General features: G+C 70.6%; 21 protein-coding genes and 1 tRNA gene. 9 read left to right on the forward strand and 13 right to left on the reverse strand.

From position 1 onward, the window contains the following. The first annotated feature begins 294 nt into the window (after window positions 1-294). Window positions 295-699: a TIGR03618 family F420-dependent PPOX class oxidoreductase gene (locus AB8O64_RS17410; RefSeq protein ID WP_356456036.1), complete on the forward strand. Its 405-nt coding sequence runs from the start codon at window positions 295-297 to the stop codon at window positions 697-699. Window positions 700-795: 96 nt separating this feature from the next. Here the strand turns inward: AB8O64_RS17410 and AB8O64_RS17415 are convergent, their stop codons facing one another. Genes AB8O64_RS17415 through dnaK form a run of 4 tightly spaced genes read right to left on the reverse strand, consistent with a single transcriptional unit; the run spans window position 796 to window position 5028 of the window. Beyond that, window positions 796-1260, reverse strand: a complete 465-nt coding sequence (locus AB8O64_RS17415; protein WP_356456034.1) for a heat shock protein transcriptional repressor HspR — start codon at window positions 1258-1260, stop codon at window positions 796-798. Between the two features lies 1 nt (window position 1261). Beyond that, window positions 1262-2443 carry a molecular chaperone DnaJ gene (gene dnaJ / locus AB8O64_RS17420; RefSeq protein ID WP_370419925.1) on the reverse strand — a complete coding sequence of 394 codons (1182 nt, stop codon included), beginning with the start codon at window positions 2441-2443 and terminating at the stop codon, window positions 1262-1264. A 51-nt stretch (window positions 2444-2494) separates the two neighbouring features. Continuing rightward, a complete protein-coding gene (gene grpE, locus AB8O64_RS17425) occupies window positions 2495-3178 on the reverse strand; it encodes a nucleotide exchange factor GrpE (RefSeq protein WP_370419926.1) in 684 nt (227 codons plus the stop codon). Beyond that, the gene (gene dnaK, locus AB8O64_RS17430) at window positions 3175-5028 is read right to left on the reverse strand and encodes a molecular chaperone DnaK (protein WP_356456030.1); all 1854 of its coding nucleotides are present in this window, start codon (window positions 5026-5028) and stop codon (window positions 3175-3177) included. Before dnaK ends, grpE begins: the two co-directional genes overlap by 4 nt. Window positions 5029-5315: 287 nt before the next feature. Between dnaK and AB8O64_RS17435 the strand changes: the two genes are divergently transcribed. Both AB8O64_RS17435 and AB8O64_RS17440 read left to right on the forward strand, forming a co-directional pair. Further along, on the forward strand, window positions 5316-7583 hold the full coding sequence (locus AB8O64_RS17435; protein ID WP_370419927.1) for a (Fe-S)-binding protein: 2268 nt from the start codon (window positions 5316-5318) through the stop codon (window positions 7581-7583). 214 nt (window positions 7584-7797) lie between these two features. Then, the gene (locus tag AB8O64_RS17440; RefSeq protein ID WP_361927419.1) at window positions 7798-8889 is read left to right on the forward strand and encodes a Yip1 family protein; all 1092 of its coding nucleotides are present in this window, start codon (window positions 7798-7800) and stop codon (window positions 8887-8889) included. 80 nt (window positions 8890-8969) lie between these two features. Here AB8O64_RS17440 and AB8O64_RS17445 read toward each other — a convergent pair whose 3' ends face one another. Then, window positions 8970-9467, reverse strand: coding sequence for a phosphoribosyltransferase (locus tag AB8O64_RS17445; RefSeq protein WP_130878710.1), 498 nt, complete (start codon window positions 9465-9467; stop codon window positions 8970-8972). 25 nt (window positions 9468-9492) lie between these two features. Next, entirely contained in the window at window positions 9493-10068 is a 576-nt protein-coding gene (dcd, locus tag AB8O64_RS17450) for a dCTP deaminase (protein ID WP_030366976.1), read from the reverse strand. A gap of 534 nt (window positions 10069-10602) precedes the next feature. On the opposite strand from dcd, the gene AB8O64_RS17455 reads away from it, so the two are divergent. The 3 genes from AB8O64_RS17455 (at window position 10603) to AB8O64_RS17465 (ending at window position 11793) form a co-directional block, all read left to right on the forward strand. Beyond that, window positions 10603-10676 (forward strand) — tRNA-Gly (locus AB8O64_RS17455). 104 nt (window positions 10677-10780) lie between these two features. After that, on the forward strand, window positions 10781-11128 hold the full coding sequence (locus AB8O64_RS17460) for a transcriptional regulator (protein ID WP_370419928.1): 348 nt from the start codon (window positions 10781-10783) through the stop codon (window positions 11126-11128). Next, a complete protein-coding gene (locus tag AB8O64_RS17465) occupies window positions 11125-11793 on the forward strand; it encodes a nucleotidyl transferase AbiEii/AbiGii toxin family protein (RefSeq protein ID WP_370419929.1) in 669 nt (222 codons plus the stop codon). The genes AB8O64_RS17460 and AB8O64_RS17465 overlap by 4 nt, the downstream gene beginning before the upstream one ends. A gap of 119 nt (window positions 11794-11912) precedes the next feature. Here the strand turns inward: AB8O64_RS17465 and AB8O64_RS17470 are convergent, their stop codons facing one another. After that, on the reverse strand, window positions 11913-12608 hold the full coding sequence (locus AB8O64_RS17470) for a DUF4232 domain-containing protein (RefSeq protein WP_370419930.1): 696 nt from the start codon (window positions 12606-12608) through the stop codon (window positions 11913-11915). A gap of 206 nt (window positions 12609-12814) precedes the next feature. Here AB8O64_RS17470 and AB8O64_RS17475 point away from each other — a divergent pair, with 206 nt between their 5' ends. Further along, window positions 12815-14143 carry a helix-turn-helix domain-containing protein gene (locus AB8O64_RS17475; protein ID WP_370419931.1) on the forward strand — a complete coding sequence of 443 codons (1329 nt, stop codon included), beginning with the start codon at window positions 12815-12817 and terminating at the stop codon, window positions 14141-14143. 202 nt (window positions 14144-14345) lie between these two features. Beyond that, window positions 14346-14873, forward strand: coding sequence for a DUF4232 domain-containing protein (locus AB8O64_RS17480; RefSeq protein WP_370419932.1), 528 nt, complete (start codon window positions 14346-14348; stop codon window positions 14871-14873). Window positions 14874-14921: 48 nt separating this feature from the next. Here AB8O64_RS17480 and AB8O64_RS17485 read toward each other — a convergent pair whose 3' ends face one another. The 3 genes from AB8O64_RS17485 to AB8O64_RS17495 form a co-directional block, all read right to left on the reverse strand. After that, window positions 14922-15125: a ferredoxin gene (locus AB8O64_RS17485; protein ID WP_370419933.1), complete on the reverse strand. Its 204-nt coding sequence runs from the start codon at window positions 15123-15125 to the stop codon at window positions 14922-14924. A 4-nt stretch (window positions 15126-15129) separates the two neighbouring features. Beyond that, the gene (locus AB8O64_RS17490; protein WP_370419934.1) at window positions 15130-16362 is read right to left on the reverse strand and encodes a cytochrome P450; all 1233 of its coding nucleotides are present in this window, start codon (window positions 16360-16362) and stop codon (window positions 15130-15132) included. 432 nt (window positions 16363-16794) lie between these two features. Next, window positions 16795-17286, reverse strand: coding sequence for a carboxymuconolactone decarboxylase family protein (locus tag AB8O64_RS17495; RefSeq protein ID WP_370419935.1), 492 nt, complete (start codon window positions 17284-17286; stop codon window positions 16795-16797). Between the two features lie 41 nt (window positions 17287-17327). On the opposite strand from AB8O64_RS17495, the gene AB8O64_RS17500 reads away from it, so the two are divergent. Continuing rightward, window positions 17328-18743, forward strand: coding sequence for a PLP-dependent aminotransferase family protein (locus AB8O64_RS17500; protein WP_370419936.1), 1416 nt, complete (start codon window positions 17328-17330; stop codon window positions 18741-18743). Window positions 18744-18753: 10 nt separating this feature from the next. On the opposite strand, the gene AB8O64_RS17505 is transcribed toward AB8O64_RS17500, so the two are convergent. The 3 genes from AB8O64_RS17505 to AB8O64_RS17515 all read right to left on the reverse strand — a co-directional run bounded on the left by AB8O64_RS17505 (window position 18754) and on the right by AB8O64_RS17515 (window position 21686). After that, entirely contained in the window at window positions 18754-19446 is a 693-nt protein-coding gene (locus AB8O64_RS17505; RefSeq protein ID WP_370419937.1) for a nucleotidyl transferase AbiEii/AbiGii toxin family protein, read from the reverse strand. Window positions 19447-19590: 144 nt separating this feature from the next. Then, window positions 19591-20598 carry a hypothetical protein gene (locus AB8O64_RS17510; protein WP_370419938.1) on the reverse strand — a complete coding sequence of 336 codons (1008 nt, stop codon included), beginning with the start codon at window positions 20596-20598 and terminating at the stop codon, window positions 19591-19593. Then, window positions 20595-21686: a hypothetical protein gene (locus AB8O64_RS17515; RefSeq protein ID WP_370419939.1), complete on the reverse strand. Its 1092-nt coding sequence runs from the start codon at window positions 21684-21686 to the stop codon at window positions 20595-20597. Before AB8O64_RS17515 ends, AB8O64_RS17510 begins: the two co-directional genes overlap by 4 nt. Window positions 21687-21696 lie beyond the last annotated feature (10 nt).

The following is a 21696-nucleotide window of genomic DNA, read 5'->3' on the forward strand; positions in this document are numbered from 1 at the left end:
GACCAGCGTCCCGACGGCCGGGCCGACGGCCGGGCCGACGACGCGGCCCACGCCGAGCGCGACCCGCCCGCCCACACCCGGACCGACCCCGAGCGGACCGACAGCGAGCCGGCCCCCGGCGAACTGACGACCCCCGGCACGCTCTTCCGAGTGCCCCCTCGGTGGTCCGCCACACGCCCACGCGGTGGCGGGCCACCCTGGCCTCCGACCACAACGGGGGGCGGCATGACGAGCCGACGCCTGCGTCCTGGAGACGGCCGACGACGTCAGAGGTCCACGAACTACGCTTCCCGCATGGCCCACGACCTCCGGAACCTCTCCCCCGCGTACCTCGACTTCTGGCGCGAGTACCACCTCTGCACGCTCACCACCCACCGCCCGGACGGCACACCGCACGTCGTCCCGGTGGGCGTCACGTACGACCCCGAGGCCGGCGTGGCCCGGGTCATCACCCGGAAGACCAGCACCAAGGTCGCCAACGTCCAGGCGGGCGGTCCCGACGGGGCGTACGTCGCGGTCTGCCAGCTGGACCGGGGGCGCTGGGCGACGCTGGAGGGACGGGCGGTGGTGCGGACCGAGGCCGAGGTCGTCGCCGACGCCGTCGCCCGCTACGCCGAGCGCTACGGCCGCACGCCGAGCCCGAACCCCGACCGTGTCGTCATCGAGATCACGGTCACCCGGGCCATGGGCCGGGCCTGACCCCCGCGGTCGGCACCGGATACGCGCGAGGGCCGACGGAACAGATCGTTCCGCCGGCCCTCGTACGCGTCCGCCCGGCGTCCCGGGGGTGATGTCTCAGTCCGAGCCCTGCCGCCGCGGCCGCCAGACGACCAGCGCGCTGGTCTGCTGCACGTCCTGGTACGGGACCAGGTCACGGCGGTAGGAGGCGTGCACCGCGGCCTCGCGCTGCTGCATGGCCGAGGCCGCGCCCTCGACCATCGCCTGGAGCTCGGCGGCGCGCGCCTTGAGCGCCGCCACCTGGTTCTCCAGCTCGATGATGCGCTTGATGCCCGCCAGGTTGATGCCCTCGTCCTGGCTGAGCTGCTGCACCTGGCGCAGCAGCTCGATGTCGCGCGCCGAGTAGCGCCGGCCGCGCCCGGCCGTGCGGTCCGGGGAGACCAGGCCGAGGCGGTCGTACTGGCGCAGTGTCTGCGGGTGGAGGCCCGAGAGCTGAGCCGCGACGGAGATGACGTAGACCGGCGACTCGTCGGTCAGCTGATACGGCTGTGCTGGTTCGAAGCGTCGGCGGCGGCCGTCCATCTCATGCTCCCTTCGCGGCCTGGAACAGCTCCGCCCGCGGATCCTCGTCGGCCGTCGCGTCGCGGTAGGCCTCCAGGGCCTCCCGCGCCTTGTCGTCGAGGTCCTTGGGCACGGCGACCTCGACGGTGACCAGCAGGTCGCCGCGGGTGCCGTCCTTGCGCACCGCGCCCTTGCCACGGGCGCGCATCGTCCGGCCGTTGGGTGTGCCGGCCGGCAGCTTGAGGGTGACCGGAGGGCCCCCGAGGGTGGGGACCTTCACCTCGCCGCCGAGTGTCGCCTCCACGTAGGAGACCGGCACCGTGACGGTGAGGTTGTCGTCCTTGCGCCCGAAGACCGGGTGCGTGCCGACGTGCACCACGACGTACAGATCGCCATTGGGTCCGCCGCGCTCGCCCGGGGCGCCCTTGCCGCGCAGCCGGATCCGCTGCCCGTCGGAGACTCCCGAGGGAATGCGGACCTGCATGGTGCGGGAGGACTTGGCCCGCCCGCTGCCCTTGCACACGTCGCAGGGGTTCTCGGGGATCAGCCCGCGGCCCTTGCAGTCGGGGCAGGGGTCGGTCAGCGAGAAGCCGCCGCCCGTGCCGTGCGAGACCTGTCCGGTGCCGACGCAGGTCGGGCAGACCCGCGGCGTACCGTTCTTGTCGCCCGTGCCGGAGCACGCCTTGCAGGCGGCCGAGGAGGACATCCGCAGCGGGACCGTGGCCCCGTCCACCGCCTCGGTGAAGCTGAGCGTCACCTCGGACTCGATGTCCTGACCGCGCCGCGGCTGGGTCCGGGTGCCCGAACCGCCGCGGTTGAAGAGGCCGCCGAAGACATCACCGAGGCCACCGCCGCCGCCGAAGCCGCCGGCGCCCGCTCCGCCCTGGGCGCCCCCGAAGAGGTCGCCCAGGTCGAAGTTGAAGGAGCCGCCGCCCGCGCCGCCCGGACCCGGGCGGTAGCCGCCGTTGCCGAACAGGGCGCGGGCCTCGTCGTACTCCTTGCGGCGCTTGGGGTCGGCGAGGACGTCGTTCGCCTCGGAGATCTCCTTGAAGCGCTCCTCGGCCTTGGCGTCGCCCTTGTTGGCGTCCGGGTGGTACTCGCGGGCGAGCTTCCGGTACGCCTTCTTGATCTCGGCCTCGGTGGCGTCCTTGGGCACGCCGAGGACCTTGTAGTAGTCCTTCTCGACGAAGTCCTTCGTGCTCATCCCCGGCGTCCCTCCTTCCGGTCCCCGCTGTCCGTCGTCACGTCAGGCACGTCAGCCCTTGTCAGGGCCACCGCTCTCCTCGGCCGCGTCCTCGTCGCCCTCGCCCTTCTGGGCACCGGGCTGCGGCTCGGCCACGGCGACCCGCGCGGGGCGGATCGTCCGCTCGCCGATCCGATACCCCGGCTGCAGGATCTGCACGCACGTGGTCTCGGTGACGTCCGGCGCGTAGCTGTGCATCAAGGCCTCGTGCACCAGCGGGTCGAAGGGCTCGCCCTCCTTGCCGAACTGCTGCAGGCCCATCTTGGCGACGACCGTCTCCAGCGATTCGGCGACGGACTTGAAGCCGCCGACCAGCTCGCCGTGATCACGGGCGCGGCCGATGTCGTCGAGCGTGGGAAGGAGCTCGGACAGGAGGTTCGCGACGGCGATCTCCTTGACCGTGACCCGGTCCCGCTCCACCCGGCGACGGTAGTTCTGGTACTCGGCCTGGAGCCGCTGGAGGTCCGCGGTGCGCTCGGCGAGCGCGGAACGGGCCTGGTCCAGCTGCGCGGTCAGGGCCACGTCAGCGCCCTCCTGGGCGGCCTGAGCGTCCTGTCCTTCGGTCGGTGCGTCCCCAGCCGGGGCCTCCGGGCCCGCCTTGTCGGCGGACCCGGCGGCCTGCGCCGCATCGTCGGGGGCTGCGGCGTCGGAGGGGACGTCGGGCTTCTCCTCGAAGCCCGGGGTCTCCTCCGTCACGCGGCACCGTCCTTCTTGGGCTTCTCGTCGTCCACGATCTCGGCGTCGACGACGTCGTCCTCGGGCTTGGCCTGACCGGCGTCGGCACCGGCGGCACCCTCGGCGCCGCCCGCGGCCTGGGCGTCGGCGTACATGGCCTGGCCGAGCTTCTGGCTGACCGCGGCGACCTTCTCGGTCGCGGTGCGGATCTCGGCCGTGTCCTCGCCCTTGAGCTTCTCCTTCAGCTCGCCGACGGCGGTCTCGACCTCGGTCTTGACCTCGCCCGGGACCTTCTCCTCGTTGTCCTTGAGGAACTTCTCGGTCTGGTAGACGAGCTGCTCGGCCTGGTTGCGGGTCTCGGCGGCCTCGCGGCGGCGGTGGTCCTCCTCCGCGTACTGCTCGGCCTCCTGGCGCATCCGGTCGACCTCGTCCTTGGCGAGCGAGGAGCCGCCGGTGACGGTCATCTTCTGCTCCTTGCCCGTGCCGAGGTCCTTCGCGGTCACGTGCATGATGCCGTTGGCGTCGATGTCGAAGGTGACCTCGATCTGCGGGACGCCACGCGGGGCCGGCGGCAGGCCGGTGAGCTCGAACATGCCGAGCTTCTTGTTGTACGCCGCGATCTCGCGCTCGCCCTGGTAGACCTGGATCTGCACGGACGGCTGGTTGTCCTCGGCCGTCGTGAAGATCTCGGAGCGCTTGGTCGGGATCGTGGTGTTGCGCTCGATGAGCTTCGTCATGATGCCGCCCTTGGTCTCGATACCAAGCGACAGCGGGGTGACGTCGAGCAGCAGGACGTCCTTGACCTCGCCCTTGAGGACACCGGCCTGGAGGGCCGCGCCGATGGCGACGACCTCGTCCGGGTTGACGCCCTTGTTGGCGTCCTGACCGCCGGTCAGCTCCTTGACGAGCTCGGCGACGGCCGGCATACGGGTCGATCCGCCGACGAGGACCACGTGGTCGATCTCGGACAGCGCGATGCCGGCGTCCTTGATGACGTTGTGGAACGGGGTCTTGCAGCGGTCGAGCAGGTCCGCGGTCAGCTGCTGGAACTGGGCGCGGGTGAGCTTCTCGTCCAGGTGCAGCGGGCCCTCGGCGGACGCCGTGATGTAGGGCAGGTTGATCGAGGTCTCGGTGGACGAGGACAGCTCGATCTTCGCCTTCTCAGCGGCCTCGCGGAGGCGCTGGAGGGCCATCTTGTCCTTGGACAGGTCGACGCCGTGGCCGTTGGCGAACTGCTTGACCAGGTAGTCGACGACGCGCTGGTCCCAGTCGTCACCACCGAGGTGGTTGTCACCGTTGGTGGCCTTCACCTCGACGACGCCGTCGCCGATCTCGAGCAGCGAGACGTCGAAGGTGCCGCCACCGAGGTCGAAGACCAGAATGGTCTGGTCGTCCTTGTCGAGGCCGTAGGCCAGGGCGGCGGCGGTCGGCTCGTTGACAATACGCAGGACGTTGAGGCCCGCGATCTCACCGGCCTCCTTGGTCGCCTGACGCTCGGAGTCGTTGAAGTAGGCCGGGACGGTGATGACCGCGTCGACGACCTTCTCACCCAGGTAAGCCTCGGCGTCACGCTTCAGCTTCTGCAGGATGAAGGCGCTCATCTGCTGCGGGTTGAAGTCCTTGCCGTCGATGTTGATCTTCCAGTCGGTGCCCATGTGGCGCTTGACCGACCGGATGGTCCTGTCGACGTTGGTGACGGCCTGGCGCTTGGCGACCTCGCCGACCAGCACCTCACCGTTCTTCGCGAAGGCGACGACGGACGGCGTGGTCCTGGCGCCCTCGGCGTTGGTGATGACGGTGGGCTCACCGCCTTCGAGAACACTGACGACGGAGTTCGTCGTACCCAGGTCGATGCCGACCGCACGTGCCATGTCATTCCTCCAGCTGACTTGAGTGGAACAGACTCAAGAGTGCAACACGACGGCAAACCTGTCAACGGACCTGAGTCGGCCCCACTCAACTTTTATGTCAGGCTTACCGTCACTCGCGGGCGGGGAGGAGACGCGAGGGGGCGGGGAAGGGTTGCCTGGGCGATACAGATCACCGGCACGTCAGGTTCATGCGCGGCCGAATCCTGGGTAATCTCGGCTGGGACTGGATAAGTTACTGCTTAGTAATTCGCTCTCCCACAAGCTCTGGCAGGTTCGAGGAGCCACCCATGCAACTCGCCGCGATCATCGTGTCGCTGGTCCTAATCGCGGTCGGTGTTGCGCTGCTCGGCCGCGCCGTCGCGCAGTTCGTCCGATACTTCCGGCTCGGCGCACCGGTCCCCGCCGGGACCCGCACCGACGAGCCGGTCACCCGCACGGTCACCGTGGCCAAGGAATTCCTCGGCCACACCCGTATGAACAAGTGGGGCGTCGTCGGCGTCGCGCACTGGTTCGTGGCCGTCGGCTTCTTCTCGCTGCTGCTGACGATCGTCAACGCCATCGGCCAGCTCTTCCAGGCCGACTGGCTGATCCCGATCATCGGCGACTGGCTGCCGTGGGAGATCTTCGTCGAGTTCCTCGGCCTGATGACGACGCTGGGCATCCTCGCCCTGATCGTCATCCGGCAGCTGAGCAAGCCCGGCAAGGCCGGCCGCAAGTCCCGCTTCGCCGGCTCCAACTTCCGCCAGGCGTACTTCGTCGAGGCCGTCATCCTCATCGTCGGCGTCTGCATCATGACGCTGCACGCCCTGGAAGGCGTCCAGCACGGCGTGGACAGCTACGACGCCGGGTACTTCGCCTCGTACCCGCTGGTCATGGCCTTCCAGGACCTGAGCCTGACCACCGTGCAGAACCTGACGTACTTCTTCGCGATGCTCAAGATCGCGACGTCGTTCATCTGGATGATCACGGTCTCGCTGAACATCGACATGGGCGTGGCCTGGCACCGCTTCCTCGCCTTCCCCAACATCTGGTTCAAGCGCGAGGCGAGCGGCGACGTCGCCCTCGGCGCGCTGCTGCCGATGGTCAGCGACGGCAAGCCGATCGACTTCGAGGACCCGGGCGAGGACGACCAGTTCGGCGTCTCCCAGGTCGAGCACTTCTCCTGGAAGGGCCTCCTCGACTTCTCCACCTGCACCGAGTGCGGCCGCTGCCAGTCGCAGTGCCCCGCCTGGAACACCGGCAAGCCGCTGTCGCCGAAGCTGCTGATCATGGCGCTGCGCGACCACTCGCACGCCAAGGCGCCCTATCTGCTCGCGGGCGGCGGCAAGACCGCCGAGGGCGAGGAGAAGGCCACCGAGGAGCAGCTGAAGGACGTTCCGGCCGCCGCGCTGGCGGAGGCCGAGCGCCCGCTGATCGGCACCCTCGAGGAGAACGGCGTCATCGACCCGGACGTCCTGTGGTCCTGCACCACCTGCGGCGCCTGTGTCGAGCAGTGCCCGGTCGACATCGAGCACGTCGACCACATCGTCGACATGCGCCGCTACCAGGTGATGATCGAGAGCTCCTTCCCGTCCGAGGCGGGCACGATGCTCAAGAACCTGGAGAAGAAGGGCAACCCCTGGGGCCTGGCCAAGAAGCAGCGACTGGCCTGGACGAAGGAGGTCGACTTCGAGGTCCCGGTCGTCGGCAAGGACATCGAGGACCTCACCGAGGTCGACTACCTCTACTGGGTCGGCTGCGCCGGTGCCCTGGAGGACCGCGCCAAGAAGACCACCAAGGCCTTCGCGGAGCTGCTGCACATCGCGGGCGTGAAGTTCGCGATCATGGGCGGCGACGAGGCCTGCACCGGTGACTCGGCCCGCCGTCTGGGCAACGAGTTCCTCTTCCAGCAGCTCGGCCAGCAGAACGTCGAGATGCTGAACATGGCCTTCGGCGAGGACAGCGACGACGAGTCGACGAAGAAGCCGAAGAACAAGAAGCGGATCGTCGCGACCTGCCCGCACTGCTTCAACACGATCGCGAACGAGTACCCCCAGCTGGGCGGCGAGTTCGAGGTCATCCACCACACGCAGCTGCTCCAGCACCTCATCGACGAGGGCAAGCTGGTCCCGGTCACCCCGGTCGAGGGTCTGATCACCTACCACGACCCCTGCTACCTGGGCCGGCACAACAAGGTCTACACACCGCCGCGCGAGATCATCGCCAAGGTGCCGGGCCTGCGCAACGAGGAGATGCACCGCCACAAGGAGCGCGGCTTCTGCTGTGGCGCCGGTGGTGCGCGCATGTGGATGGAAGAGCGCATCGGCAAGCGCATCAACAACGAGCGTGTCGACGAGGCGCTGTCCCTCAACCCGGACATCGTCTCCACCGCCTGCCCCTTCTGCCTCGTCATGCTGACCGACTCGGTCAACGGCAAGAAGAACGACGGCAAGGCGAAGGAGTCGATCCAGGTCGTCGACGTCGCCCAGCTGCTGCTGGAGTCGGTGAAGACCCCGGAGGAGCCGGCCGACGACGGCGAGCCCGTCTCCGAGCCGGAGCCGGAACCGGCGAAGTAGCCGCCCGGTCCTTGTGCGGCCCTTGTGCGGCCCTTGTGTGAACGGCCGGTCCCCCGCGGTGTGCGGGGGACCGGCCGTTGCCGTACAGCTCCTGACGGTCAGTCCGCCGCGGTGCTCGCAGCCCTCGCAGTCCTCACGACGTAGGCCACAGGTACCGCACCGGGCGACGAAACCCTCCCGCCGTCCCAGCCGTCCCTAAGCTTTCCCCTAAGGGATGTCACAGCTCGGCCGCAAAGACCGCCCCGTTCACCCGGGCCCGGCTCCACGGGCTCTCCGGAGCGGGTACGTTCGAAGCGTGGCTGGATTCAGGATGGGACGCGGACGGGACGCGCACGGCACCCGCCCCGCGCAGCAAGGACAGCGCCCCGGGCAGCAGGCCCCGTACGGCGCCCCCGGCGGCATGCCCGGGGGCGGTACGGGCGCACCCGGCGGGCAGCAGTGGCAGCAGCACGGCGGGCACGGTGAGCCGGAGTACTTCGGGGGCGGTGGTGGCCAGCAGGGCGGCCCGTACGGTCAGTACGACCCGTACGGCCGGCAGGCCCCCCAGGACCCGTACTACGGGCAGCAGGCCCCCCAGCCGGGCCCGACGGCCGACCATCCCGGCCACACCCAGCAGTTCAGCGTCGGCGAGGCGGACGCGTACGGCCGCCAGGCCCCGTACAGCCCGTACGGTGACGACGGCTACGGCGACGGCTCGTACGACAACGGCTCCTACGACGACGGCGCGACCTACCGCGCCGGGCAGGCGCCCGCCCCGCCCGTCGGCCCGCGGCTGCACTGGAAGGAGCTGCTGACGGGCATAGTCCTGCGCCCGTCCGCCACCTTCTGGCAGATGCGCGACCATGCCATGTGGGCCCCGGCCCTGATCGTCACGTTCGTCTACGGCCTGCTCGCGGTCTTCGGCTTCGACAAGGCCCGCGCGGACGTGTTGAACGCCACACTCTCCAACAGCATCCCGTGGGTCCTGATCACCGGCGTCGTCGTGGTGGTCTCCGGCATGATCCTCGGCGCGGTCACCCACACCCTCGCCCGCCAGCTCGGCGGCGACGGCGAGTGGCAGCCGACCATCGGTCTGTCGATGCTGCTCATGTCGATCACGGACGCCCCGCGACTGCTCTTCGCGATGTTCCTGGGCGGCGACAGCCCGTTCGTCCAGGTGGTGGGCTGGGCGACCTGGCTGGTGGCCGGCGCGCTGTTCACCTCGATGGTGAGCAAGTCGCACGACCTGCCGTGGCCGAAGGCGCTGGGCGCGTCGGCGATCCAGCTGATCGCCCTGCTGTCGATCATCAAGCTGGGCACGCTGTAGCCCGGCCGCGTACTCAACGACAAGGGCCCCGGCCCGCGCTGCGAGCGCGGGCCGGGGCCCTTGTCGTCAAGGAGTGCCGCTTACGCGTCGAGGACCTGGCCCTCACGGCGGACCACCGGGGGCTCGACGCTCCACGGGAAGTTGATCCACTCGTCGGTGCGCTTCCACACGTACTCGCACTTCACCAGCGAGTGCGCCTTCTCGTAGATCACGGCGCTGCGGACCTCGGCGACGTGGTCGAGGCAGAAGTCGTGCACCAGCTTCAGCGTCTTGCCGGTGTCGGCGACGTCGTCCGCGATCAGCACCTTCTTGTTGGAGAAGTCGATCGCGTTGGGCACCGGGGCGAGCATGACCGGCATCTCGAGCGTGGCACCCACACCGGTGTAGAACTCGACGTTCACCAGGTGGATGTTCTTGCAGTCCAGCGCGTACGCCAGCCCACCCGCGACGAAGACACCGCCGCGCGCAATGGAGAGGATTATGTCCGGCTCGTAGCCGTCGTCCGCGATGGTCTGCGCCAGCTCACGGATGGCCTCCCCGAAGATCGGGTAGGTCAGGTTCTCGCGGATGTCACTCACTGTTTGCTCTTCGCCTTGTTCTGCGTCAGACCTGGGTGCGATGGAAGTTCTGGAAGGACCGCGAGGGCGTCGGCCCGCGCTGGCCCTGGTAGCGGGAGCCGTGCTTGGCGGACCCGTACGGGTGCTCCACGGGTGACGTCAGCCGGAACATGCACAGCTGCCCGATCTTCATCCCCGGCCACAGCTTGATCGGCAGCGTGGCCATGTTCGACAGCTCCAGCGTCACGTGCCCGGAGAAACCGGGGTCGATGAAGCCGGCCGTGGAGTGCGTCAGCAGGCCGAGCCGGCCGAGGCTGGACTTGCCCTCCAGGCGGGAGGCCACGTCGTCGGGGAGCGTGATGACCTCGTACGTCGAGGCGAGCACGAACTCACCCGGGTGCAGGATGAACGCCTCGTCGCCCTCCGGCACCACCTCACGCGTGAGGTCCGCCTGCTCGACCGCGGGGTCGATGTGCGGGTACCGGTGGTTCTCGAACACCCGGAAGTAGCGGTCCAGACGCACGTCGATGCTCGACGGCTGCACCATCGATTCGTCGAATGGGTCGATCCGCACCCGGCCTGCGTCGATCTCGGTCCGGATGTCCTTGTCTGAGAGAAGCACGGGTCGAGGATACGCGGAGAAGCCGGGCAACGCGGGCCCGGTCCGATCCGGACCGGGCCCGCGCGCCGCCTCACCCCTTCTGGACTCCCACCGGTACGGAATGCCGGAGCCGGGCACAGCGCGGGCAGCGCAGCAGCCGCGCGGGGCCGAGCCGGCCGGGACCGAGGTTCTGCATCGGGAACGAAGCGGTGCTGAACACGTGCCCTTCGGCACAACGAACGACGGTGCGCTCCATCGAGCTCCCTTTCCCCATGGCGGCACTCACTGCGTGCCCCCGCACAACACGAAAGACAAAAGCCACATTAGGGGATCTAAGGGGCGGGCTGGCACGCGGCACTCCCGTGCCCGTGCCATGACTTCCGGCGCCCCCACGGTACGCCCCAACTCCCGCCCCCCGCGCCCGCATCCCCACCCTGGCCCCCCGAAGCCCCCCCGGGCCCCGCCCACAACGAGAAGACCCCACGGTCTATGCACCGGGGGGTCTCGATGGGGTAGAGTGTGCGACGATGCGACGCCTTGAAAACAGGCGCCCTTGCGGGTGTAGTTTAATGGTAGAACATGAGCTTCCCAAGCTCAGAGCGCGAGTTCGATTCTCGTCACCCGCTCCATTCAGAAAGCCCCAGGCCCCCGGCCCGGGGCTTCTTTGTTGCCCGGCACTGCGTATGCGGGAATCACCAAGCCGCCCCCGCCCCTCTGCGGAATAATCGAGGGCATGGCAGCCACGCCCAGCCTCTCCGAGCTCCGCCGCGCCAAGTTCGCCCGACGGCTCCCAGGCGAGCTGTCGGAGCTCGACGGGCCCGCCCACGGCACCGTCAGTCTGCCGTTGCATCTCGCGTGGTCCGGCCTGTCCCGCTTCGATCTCGACCAGCCCCGGTTGCGGATGAGCTGCTATCGGATCGTCCTCGCCGAGGGACAGCACGATGACCTGATCCGGTATCTCAACCGCGACGTACTCATCGGCCTGTGGCCGGTCCTGCGCACGCTGATCAGCCAGGACCTCCGCGGCGTCTGGGAGAACGCCTTCACCGAGCTGACTCCCGGCGCCCAGGCCGTCGCGTGAACCTCACGGACCTGCATCGCCGCCTCCTGACGGACGTTCTCGCGGTCGGCGACGTCTACCCGCTTGTGCTCACGGGTGGCTACGCCGTCCAGGCACACGGGCTGGTCAGCCGAGTCAGCCAGGATCTCGATGTCGCCACCGAGAACCCGGAGCCGATGGAGAAGATCGCCGAGACAGTGCGTGCCGGACTGGAGGAACGGGGCTGGCGCGTCCGGACATGGGAGACCGATCCGCTGTCCGCACGACTGATCGTCACCGACACCACCGGCGAGGAATGCGAGGTCGATGTCCTCAAGGAGGCACTGTGGCGTCCTCCGGTGAGGACCGAACACGGTCTGGTGCTGTCGCTGGAGGACGTGGTCGGCACGAAGGTTCGCGCACTGGCCGACCGTGGCCTGGCCCGGGACCTGATCGACGTCCGAGCGGCGGCCGACCGCTGGAGCCACACAGAACTCGAAGAGCTCGGCCGCCGTCACGGCCGCGACGCCTTCGACCTCTCCGATCTCCAGGCCCGGCTCGTCGGCGCGGACTGGATCGACGACACCGAGTTCGCCGCCTACGGACTCGACGACGACCGGATCACCGAACTGCGCCGGTGGGCTCAGATCTGGGCCGATGACATCGCGGGACGGCTTCACTGCGTCGAGCGGGAAGACGAGCATTGAAGGCTGCCCCGCGGCTCAGAGCGCGAGTTCGATTCTCGTCACCCGCTCCATTCAGAAAGCCCCAGGCCCCCGGCCCGGGGCTTCTTTGTTGCCCGGGGCTCGTCCGGGTCCGTTCGAGGTCAGGAGAGGGCGTCCTCGACCGTGGTCACCCAGTACGAGACGCGTAGCGAGTCGTCGATGTGCACGCCCTTGGCCTGGAGGGCGGCTTCGGCCATCTTGTCGCTGCCCTGGAAGCCGATCTCCAGGCTCTGGGCCGTGCGGCCCTCGCCGCCGCTGCCGTCGCCCGCGGAGAGGATCACGGCCGCGTAGCCCTGCTTGCCCGGCGCCAGCGAGGTGACCGCCTGCGGCTTGGTCGCCTCCATGACCGGGGGGACGGACTGGGCGCCCTCGAACTTGACGATCGGGTAGCCCGTCAAGTCACACATCTTGGAACCCGTGTTGGTGATCGTGAGCAGCATGTGGTTGAGCGGGCGGGAGACCGGTGCGGCGGTGATTCGGGTGTTGTCAGCGGTGCAGGGCACGCGGTTCGCCGGGGCGTTGGGGTCGGCGGGCGTGGCGGGCGCCGACGCGCGGCTGCTTCCCTTGCCGGTGCCCGTGCCGCCCGTCCCCTTCTGACCGGGGGCCTTGGAGGCGGCCGGCGCGTCAGGCGTCGTGGCCGGCTTCTCCGGGGCCGGCGACTGCGCGGGCTCGGCGGCCTGGGAGGCGGCGCCCTCCTCGCGGACTCCCTCTCCCTTGTCACACGCCGTCAGGGCGAACGCGGCGAGCGCGAGAGAGGCGGCGGCGAGCAGACGGGGCCGGCGGACGGAGGCGCGCATGGCGGATCTCTTTCTTCATGGGGCAGGCAGCGGAGCGCCGCTCGACCGGATCCGGGAGCGGCATGCTTGGATGACGAAAGCTTGTGCGACGCCGCGTCCCGGGCGCCAGCACCACGGGACGGTTAGGGACGCTGGAACGTTGTCACCGGCTCTGACCTGGGGGAATGGGTGTTCTCTGGAACGGGGACATGGGACGGAGGAGTGGCGTGGGGGCAAGCGATCTCGCGGAGTTGCTGCGATCGCTGAAGGAGCGGTCCGGCCTGAGTTACGGGGTGCTGGCCAAGCGGCTGCACGTCAGTACGTCGACCTTGCACCGGTACTGCAATGGGTCCACCGTGCCGACGGAGTTCGCTCCGGTGGAGCGGCTGGCCCGCCTGTGCAAGGCCACTCCGGAAGAATTGATCCAGGTCCACCGGCAGTGGATCCTCGCGGACGCGGCGCGCGGCCGGAAGCCGTCGGCGGACGGGGCGTCAACCGACGCCGCACCGGCGGAAGTCGCGGCTCCGGCGGAGGAGGCGACGACGGCTCCGGTACCGGAAGTGGCGCCCGCTCCTCCCCGTCCCGCTCCCCCGGTCTCGTCGGACAGCCGCCCACCGCGGGATCGGCGCACTCGGAGAGCCGTACTGGCCGCCCTGGCCGTCACCTGTGTGATGGGCTCCGCCGCGCTCGCCGTCAGCCTCGTCAGTAACGGCACCGATGACGACGGGAAGGCGCAGACCGCCGCGGCCTCCTCTTCGAACAGAGCCGCGGCGACCGCGCCCGGGAAGCCGGGGAAGTCCGGACAGCACCCGTCCGGCACCCCGTCCTCCTCTCCGAAGGAGGAGAAGGACGGGAAGGAGGGGGAAGAGAAAGAGCCCGCCGCATCCGCCAGCGCGGACGACACCGCCTCCCCCTCGGCACCCGGTCAGCAGGAGGACAGCGACAGCGTCAGGGGTGACGCTCCCCTGACGGCCCACACCCGGCCCTACGCCTACGAGAGCCCCTGTTCCCAGCGCTTCCTGGTCAACCGGAAACCCGGTGAGATGCCCAAACCCCCCTTCGAGCAGGACGCGCCCGCCTGGGTGTCCGAGCTCGGCGCCGTCAGCGCCGACCAGCAGTTCGTCAAAATCACTTTGCAGGGCACCGGCAAGGACGCGGTCGTGCTCGAAGGGCTGCACGTCCGGGTGGACAGCACCCAGGTGCCGCTCGCCTGGAACGCGTACGCCACCGGGGTCGGCTGTGGTGGCGACGTGGCGACGCGGTCCTTCGGTGTCGACCTCGGGGCCGGGTCACCCACCCTCACCCCGGTGGGCGGTCAGCGCGACTTCCCGTACAAGGTGAGCCGCACCGACGCCGAGGTCTTCTACGTCAAGGCCGACGTCGGACAGCACGACGTGCGGTGGCACCTGGAGCTCCAGTGGTCCAGCGGCGGCCGGCACGGGACGCTCCGGATCGACGACCAGGGCAGGCCCTTCCGCACCAGCGGTGCCGCGGGCAGGCCCTCGTACCAGCAGCCGCCGGGCGATACGCGGTGGTCGCCCGCCCCGGTGGGCTGACCGTTCGCATTCCGCGGGAGCATCCCACCGGAGCGTTCCACGGCCCTGGCCTTTCCGCAGGTCAGGCCGTACTCAAGCGTTCTGGCTTCCCGGAAACCCCGGCAGGCCTTGATGGGGTGGTGGGCGGCCCCGCACGCTGATCAGGCCTCGGGGAACGCCGAGGCGGTCAACGCCCACTGACACCTCATCAGGAGGAGCCATCATGCGCTTCGCACGTCTCATCGCCTCCGCCGTCCTCTCCGGCGCCGCTGTCCTGGCGACCGCGGCCGTTCCCGCCCAGGCCGCCCCACAGGCGGACCGCGGCCGGGTCGGGGCGCTCTGCTCCACCACCTCCGCCGACTTCACCGTGCGGAACGTGAGCCGGCCGATCAACCACCAGCTGCTGACCGTCACCAACACCGGCTCCAAGACCTGCACCCTTCTCAAGGCCCCGCTTCTGGGCTTCGACAACGACCAGTCCGTCGGTGCCCAGGCGGTGGAGGAGTCCGCACCGCAGTCGGTCGTGACGCTCAAGCCGGGCCAGTCCGCCTACGCGGGCATCCGGCTGTCGTCCGCCGACGGTTCCGGGGAGAACGGGCGTTACGTCCGCACCCTGCACGTCTTCCTCGACAGCGGTGAGGGCTCCGAGGGCGGGCCCGACTCGATCGCCTTCCCGAAGGGCACGTGGGTCGACGACAGCGCGGCGGTCACCTACTGGCAGACGAACGTCTCCGACGCCCTGATGTGGTGACCGAGGAGCCCGGCGATCGCACTGCCACCGGGAAGCGAGCCCTGGCGCCTACGCCCCGGAGTCCGTGACCCTGATGGCTCCGGAGGGGCACACGTAGGCGGCCCTGCGGATCGCGGTGGCGCGGTCGGCGGGCGGCTCGGCGGTCAGGAGGAGGACCCGGCCGCCCTCGAAGTCCTGATCGAACACCTCGGGGGCGGTCAGTGCGCACATCCCGGCGCCCAGGCAGCGCCCACGGTCGACACTGATCTCCATCGGCCTACTCCTCGCCCCAGGTGACGGGGAGCCGGTGCACCCCGTAGATGTTCATGTCGGTGCGCAGCGGCACCTCCTCGTGCGGTACCGCCAGGCGCAACGTCGGGAAGCGGGTGAACAGGGCCGGGAGGGCGACCCGCATTTCGACGCGGGCCAACTGCTGTCCCAGGCACTGGTGGATGCCGTGGCCGAAGGCCAGATGGCCGGTGGCCTTCCGGTGGAGGTCGAGGGTGTCGGGGTCCTCGAAACGGGCCGGGTCGCGGTTGGCGGCCTGGTTGGAGATGGTGACCGACTCGCCGAGCCTGATCAGCTGTCCGTCGAGTTCGACGTCCTCGAGCGCGGTCCTGACGCCGGTGTGGGTGATGGTCAGATAGCGCAGGAGCTCCTCGACCGCCTGGTCGGCGAGGCCGGGGTCGGCGCGCAGGGCCGCGGCCTGTTCGGGGTGGGCCAGCAGGGCGAAGGTGCCGAGCCCGATCATGTTGGCCGTGGTGTCGAGGCCGGCGGCGAGCAGAAAGGCGGCGATTCCGGCGAGTTCCTCGTCGGTGAGCTCGCTGGTGGTCAGATCGCTGAGCACGTCGTCGGTGGGTTGGGCGCGCTTGTCCTCGACCAGTTCCCGGAAGAAGACCCCGAGCCCGGTCAGCGCGGCGGTCTGCTCGTCGGGCGTCGCCTCCGGAGCGCTGATCGCCGCCGCGCGCTCCATGAAGGTCCGGCGTACGGCTCCGGGCACGCCGAGGAGTTCGCAGATCATCAGCGCCGGCACGGGGTAGGCGAAGGCTTGGACCAGGTCCACGCTCGGGCCTTGGCGCTCCATGGCATCGAGGTGTTCGGCGGTGATCTGCTCGACGCGTTCGGTGAGGGCGCGCATCCGGCGGACCGTGAACTTGCCGGCGAGCAGCCGCCGGTAGCGGGTGTGCTCGGGCTGGTCCATCCCGGTGAGGTCACCGACCGTGGCCGGGGGGATCTCCATGCCTTCCATGCCCGGGAAGGGGTAGTGCATGAGCTCGTAGCGGGAGCTGAAACGGGTGTCGGCGGAGATCGCCCGGACTGTGGAGTGGCCGGTGGCCAGCCAGCCCAGGTGGCCGTCGGGGTAGCGCAGCCGGGTGAGCGGCTGCCGCTCGCGCAGGTCCGCCAGCTCGGCGGGCGAGTCGAAGGGGCAGCCCTGGGGGCGCCGGGTCGGTAACGTCGTTTCCTCTGGGGTGGCCTTCTCCGGGGGGTGCGTCGACGATTCGCGCTGCATGAGTGTCCTCCTGTGTGGCTGGTGGGCGGCCTGTCATCCGGTCAGGAGCGTCAGGAGCGGGGGGTGCCGCACGTGGGCATGGCTGTCCCGTCCTCATGGCTCCGGTGTGAGTTCCCGCCGGTGGGGCGGGTGAAGAGGAAGTGCTGTGGTGCCGGTGGTTCGTGGGCCGACGGAAGCCGGCGGACCCCGCCCGTGCAGCCCGGCGGTGCCCAAGAACTCGGGGTCGAGCCCGCACTACGGGCCGAGCTCCGTGATGCCATCATGGCACCGCGATGGCACCACCGCAAGAAGGCGTGGCACACACCTGGCGCTCATGGCGCCACGGTGGCACCAGGCAGCCCGGAACGCGCCCGGGCGGAAGCGACACCGGGCGCGCCGCGAAAACCACGAAAGCCCCAGGCCAACGGCCTGGGGCTGCCCCGCATCACATCGTCAGGCGCGGTCGTCCGTGCCCGGGATCTTCGCCGTGGCGATCGCGATGCGGTTCCACGTGTTGATGGCGAAGATCAGGGCCAGCAACCGGGCCAGCTCCTCGGCATCGAAGTGGGACGCCGCCTCGGCGTAGACGTCGTCCGGGACGCCGCCGGCCGGGAGCAGCGTGACGGACTCCGTCAGGGCGAGGGCCGCGCGTTCGCGGGCGGTGAAGAACTGCGCCGCGTCCCGCCAGACGGCCACCATATGGAGGCGCTCCTCGCTCTCACCCGCCTTGCGGGCGTCCGAGGTGTGCATGTGCAGGCAGTACGCGCAGCCGTTGAGCTGCGAGGCGCGGATCTGGACCAGCTCGACCAGGGCCGGGTCCATGCCCTCGCGGGCGGCGGCGTCGAAGCCGATCAGGGACTTGAACGCCTTCGGGGCCGAGCGCGCGAAGTCGATCCGGGCAGGCCGGGCAGGGGCGGGGGTGCGGGCATCCGTCGTCATGATCATGAATGTACGGGCTTGATCGACCGGCGGTAAGGTGCATTTCCATGGCGGAGAACTGGGTCAATTGGGCGGAGCGGATCGGCCGCGACCTGCATCTGGAGCTGTCCGGGCCGGGCAGCCGCCGCGCGGTCCTCATCCGGGCGCTGCGCGATGCCGTCCGCTCGGGGCAACTGGCGCCGGACACCCGGCTGCCGCCCTACCGTTCGCTCGCCGCCGACCTCGGGCTCGCCCGGAACACCGTCGCCGACGCCTACGCCGAACTGGTCGCCGAGGGCTGGCTCACCGCCCGGCAGGGCTCCGGCACCCGGGTGGCCCGGCGGGCCGCGCCACCGAGGCCCGTACGGGCACCGAAGAAGGCCCCGGCGGGCCCGCCACGGCCCACGCACAATCTGCGGCAGGGCCAGCCCGACGCCGCCTCGTTCCCCCGTGGCGCCTGGCTCACCGCCGGCCGTCGTGCGCTGAACGCCGCGCCCAACGACGCCTTCGGGCCCGGCGATCCACGCGGCCGGCACGAACTGCGGCGGGCCCTGGCCGACTATCTGGCGCGGTCCCGGGGCGTGCGGACCGACCCCGAGCGGATCGTGGTCTGCTCGGGCTTCGCGCCCGCGCTGCGGCTGCTGTTCGGGGGTGTGCTGCGCGGCCCGTTGGCCGTGGAGTCCTACGGGCTCGGCTTCCACCGCGAGCTGCTGGCCGCCGCCTCGGTGCGTACGGTGCCGATCGGCGTCGACGAACACGGTGCGCGCACCCAGGAGTTGGCCGCGCACAAGCAGGTACGGGCCGCGCTGCTCACGCCCGCCCATCAGTTCCCGACCGGCGGCCCGCTGCACCCCGAGCGGCGCGCGGAGGTCGTCGACTGGGCGCGGGCCCGGGGCGCTCTGGTGCTGGAGGACGACTACGACGGGGAGTTCCGCTACGACCGGCAACCCGTCGGCGCCGTGCAGGGCCTGGACCCCGAACGGGTCGTCTACATCGGGTCGGTCAGCAAGAGCCTGTCCCCCGCGATCCGGCTCGGCTGGATGGTGCTCCCGGACCACCTCGTCGACCCGGTGCTGGCCGTCAAGGGCGAACGGGAGGCCTGGGCCGGGGTGCTGGACCAGCTCACCCTCGCGGACTTCATCGACTCCGGGGCGTACGACCGTCACCTCCGCCGGATGCGGCAGCGCTACCGCGACCGCCGCGACCGGCTCGTCGCCACCCTCGCCGAGCGCGCCCCGCACATCCGGGCCACCGGTGTCGCGGCCGGTCTGCACGCCGTACTGGAACTGCCGCCCGGCACCGAGCAGTCGACGCTCAAGGCGGCCACCTGGCAGGGGCTCGCCGTGGACGGCCTGGCCGAATTCCGGCACCCGGAGGCCACGTCACCCCGGGCCGACGGCCTGGTGGTCGGTTTCGGCACCCCGCCCGACCACGCCTACGGCGCCGCGCTGGACGCGCTGTGCCGGGCGCTCCCACCGGGCTGACGGAGTCCGTTCACAGCTCGTCCTCCACCGGGGCTTCCTCCATGAGCCGCTCGGCGATGTCATCCGCCCACAGCTGGGCCCAGCGGCGCAGTGCGGCCGTGGCGGTGTCGTCGAGCCCGTACGCGGCGAACTCCCGGTCGTCGATCCACTCCGACCGTTCGAGCCGTGCCTGCAGATCGGCCGGGTCGAACGCGTCCCGCCCGTGGCGGCGGCCCCACTCCTCCAGCTCGGCGTAGGACCAGCCGTCGGACCCGGACCACACGTCGACGAGGTCCCGGGCGAGCCCGAGGTCCGCCAGCGCCCGCACCTTCAGACCGACCGCGTCCTCGACGGCGAGGACGGGTCCGTACTCCCCCGGTACCGGAGGCCGCCACAGCGTCTCCTTGACGACGTCCACCGCGCACGCGTCACTCGGCCCGTCCATGGCGTCGGGATCCGGGCCCCGTACCGCGAGGCGGGCCGACAGCGGCTCGGCCGTCAGGTCCGCCACCTGCCAGCCCCTCGCCTCCAGGCCCGCCCGCAGGGCGGCGGCCACGTCGGCCATCGGCGTCGGCGTCTCGGTGACGAGGTCGAGCGTGCGGCTCGGGCGGTCCACCAGTCCGTGCGCCTGCAGGGCGTAGCCGCCGCCGAGGACGAGCGCGTACGGGGCGCCCACCTCCAGCACGTCGGGCAGCAGCAGCCGGTGCGGCCCGGAGAGCCTCACGCGGCGGGCTCGGTGCGCGAGCGGGCGTGCGCCGGTCGGGCAGCACACGGGCTCCCGTAGGAGCGATCATCCGAGAACGTGAGGTCAGACGGCATGGGCGGGATTATTCCGCACGACCGCGCCCGGGAGCGGGACCCGGCGTGCTCACCAATGGGTCGCCCCCGTCACGCCGCGCAGCTCCTGCAGCAGCCGCTCCGCGTCCTCCACGCTGATCTCCACCAGGCGCGGGGGATCGTCGTCCCGCGCGTCGCGGGACCTGAACATGGCTCTGCTGCCCGTCCAATGGCCGGAGGGCGAGAACTCCGTGTCGTCCTGGTGTTCCGCGGTGCGGCGCTGCCGGAAGACCGTCCTGGGGGGCTTGCCCCTGCTCCAGGTGTAGTCGTTGGAGTACAGCGCCCAGAAGCGCACGGCCTCGTCGGCCACCGGGGGTTCCGGTTCCGGCTTCGACGGCAGCTGCGCTTCCACATCCCGTACCGGGAGGTGGTGGTACCGCTCGCGCTGGCAGGCCTCGGCCCGTTCCTCCTGGCGGCTCGGCAGGTCCCTGCCGTCCGCTCCGATCCGCCGGTACCGGCTGGTCCGGTACCGCGCGTAGTCGTCGTGGTTCTTGGACCTGGCCCAGTAGCTCCCGGGCGTGTGGAACTGGATCTCGAACCTCCGCGACGATCCCTCGTCACCCCACTGCCAGGCCGTGTACAGCGCCTTGTGGAGCGGATCGGTCCAGGTGTCCCGCTCCGAGCCGGGGACGAGTACGAAGCCCTTCGCCCGCAGCAGCGCGTACGCCCGCTCGATGCCTTTGGTGAGGTGCTCCGACCGGAGGGTCAGCGTGTAGCGGTTGAGGTCGACGACCCGCGCCGTGATCTTTCCCAGCGGCACCCGCGCGGCCAGTTGTCCGGCGCCGCGGACGCGGAAGGCCTGCAACGCCTTGAGGCGGTGCTCCGGCTCCCGCAGCGTGCCACCGCACTCGGCGGTCCGCCGCAGGACCTCCGCCATGACGTCGTCGAGGGTGCCGACATCCGAACGGGCCTGTTCCCAGCGGGCGCTGAGGGAGGCGTTCTGGTCCGCGGTCAGCTCCAGGTGCTCGCCGAAGTCCGAGGGCCGGCAGCGCCAGGCGCCGGTGCCGGTGAGGGTGGGGGTGTTCGTCCCGGTCGTCACAGCTCGGTCGCCCCCAGCACTCCGCACACGCGGTACAGCAGCCGCTCGGCCTCGTCGCGGTCGATCTCCACGAGGTGGGGAGGGTGGGACGGGCGCGGGTCGAGGAAGTCGAAGACGGCCGTGGTCGGGGCCCAGACGTTGGCGGCGGTGAACGCCTCGTCGTAGGTCCGCTCCGGGCTGCGGCGGCGGCGCACCACCGTCGTGGGCTCCTCGCCCGCCCGGTGGTCGGCCTCGTCCGCGTAGTGCGCCCAGTACCGCACCCATATCTGCCGGTCCGCCTCCAGCTCTGCGGCCCGTTCGCCGGTCACCGGGTGCAGGTCCGTCTCCTTCGGCGGGTGGACGGTGCCGTGCTTCTCGACGGCGTGCCACTGCCAGTCCAGCAGCGACAGGTATTCCCAGTCCTCGCCCAGCCGCCGCCACAGGGCGCCCGGCCGCCCGGGGGTGTACGGGGCGTCGGCCTCCAGGCCGTAGGTGAAGCGCCGGTTCTCCCACCGTCGTCGCCCGGCCGCCGCCTCGGCCATGACGGCGGTGAGCGCGTCGGAGTCCGTGGGCGGTGCCGGGGGATCGGCTATGTGGTCCGCTTCGCACTCGGCGATGGGGTAGTTGAGGCGGATGCGCTCGATCGTCGGCCAGAGCAGGTTCTGGTGCCAGTGGGTGAGATCGTTGCCCACGCGCGCCGGGTCGGCGTCCCGCTGTGCCGCCGCGCGCCATGACGACCAGAGGGCGGCGAGCTCTTCCACGACCCCGCCGTGGGCGGGCCAGCAGGGGGCGATGTGGAGGTGGGGCTGGGTGACGTAGTGCGCCCGGAGCCAGTCGACCCATGCGGTCAGGTCCTGCCAGTCGCGCGCGGACGCGCGCAGGGACCAGGGGAGTTGGCCGCCCCGGTCGGCGGTCGCGCCGCCCTCCAGGTCGGTCACCCGGTCGATGACGCCGATCAGCGCGCCTTCGACCTCGCCGTAGTCGTGCTTGACGGAGAGCGCGAACTTCTTGATCTCCTCGACCACGCTCTCCTGCCACGGGCGGAGGCGGGCGACTTCCTGGCGCAGTCGGTCCACCTCCTCGCGGAGCGACTCCTGGCTGTCTTCCACCTGTTCCCCC

Source organism: Streptomyces sp. QH1-20 (assembly GCF_041283565.1).
Taxonomy (GTDB): Bacteria; Actinomycetota; Actinomycetes; order Streptomycetales; family Streptomycetaceae; genus Streptomyces; species Streptomyces syringius.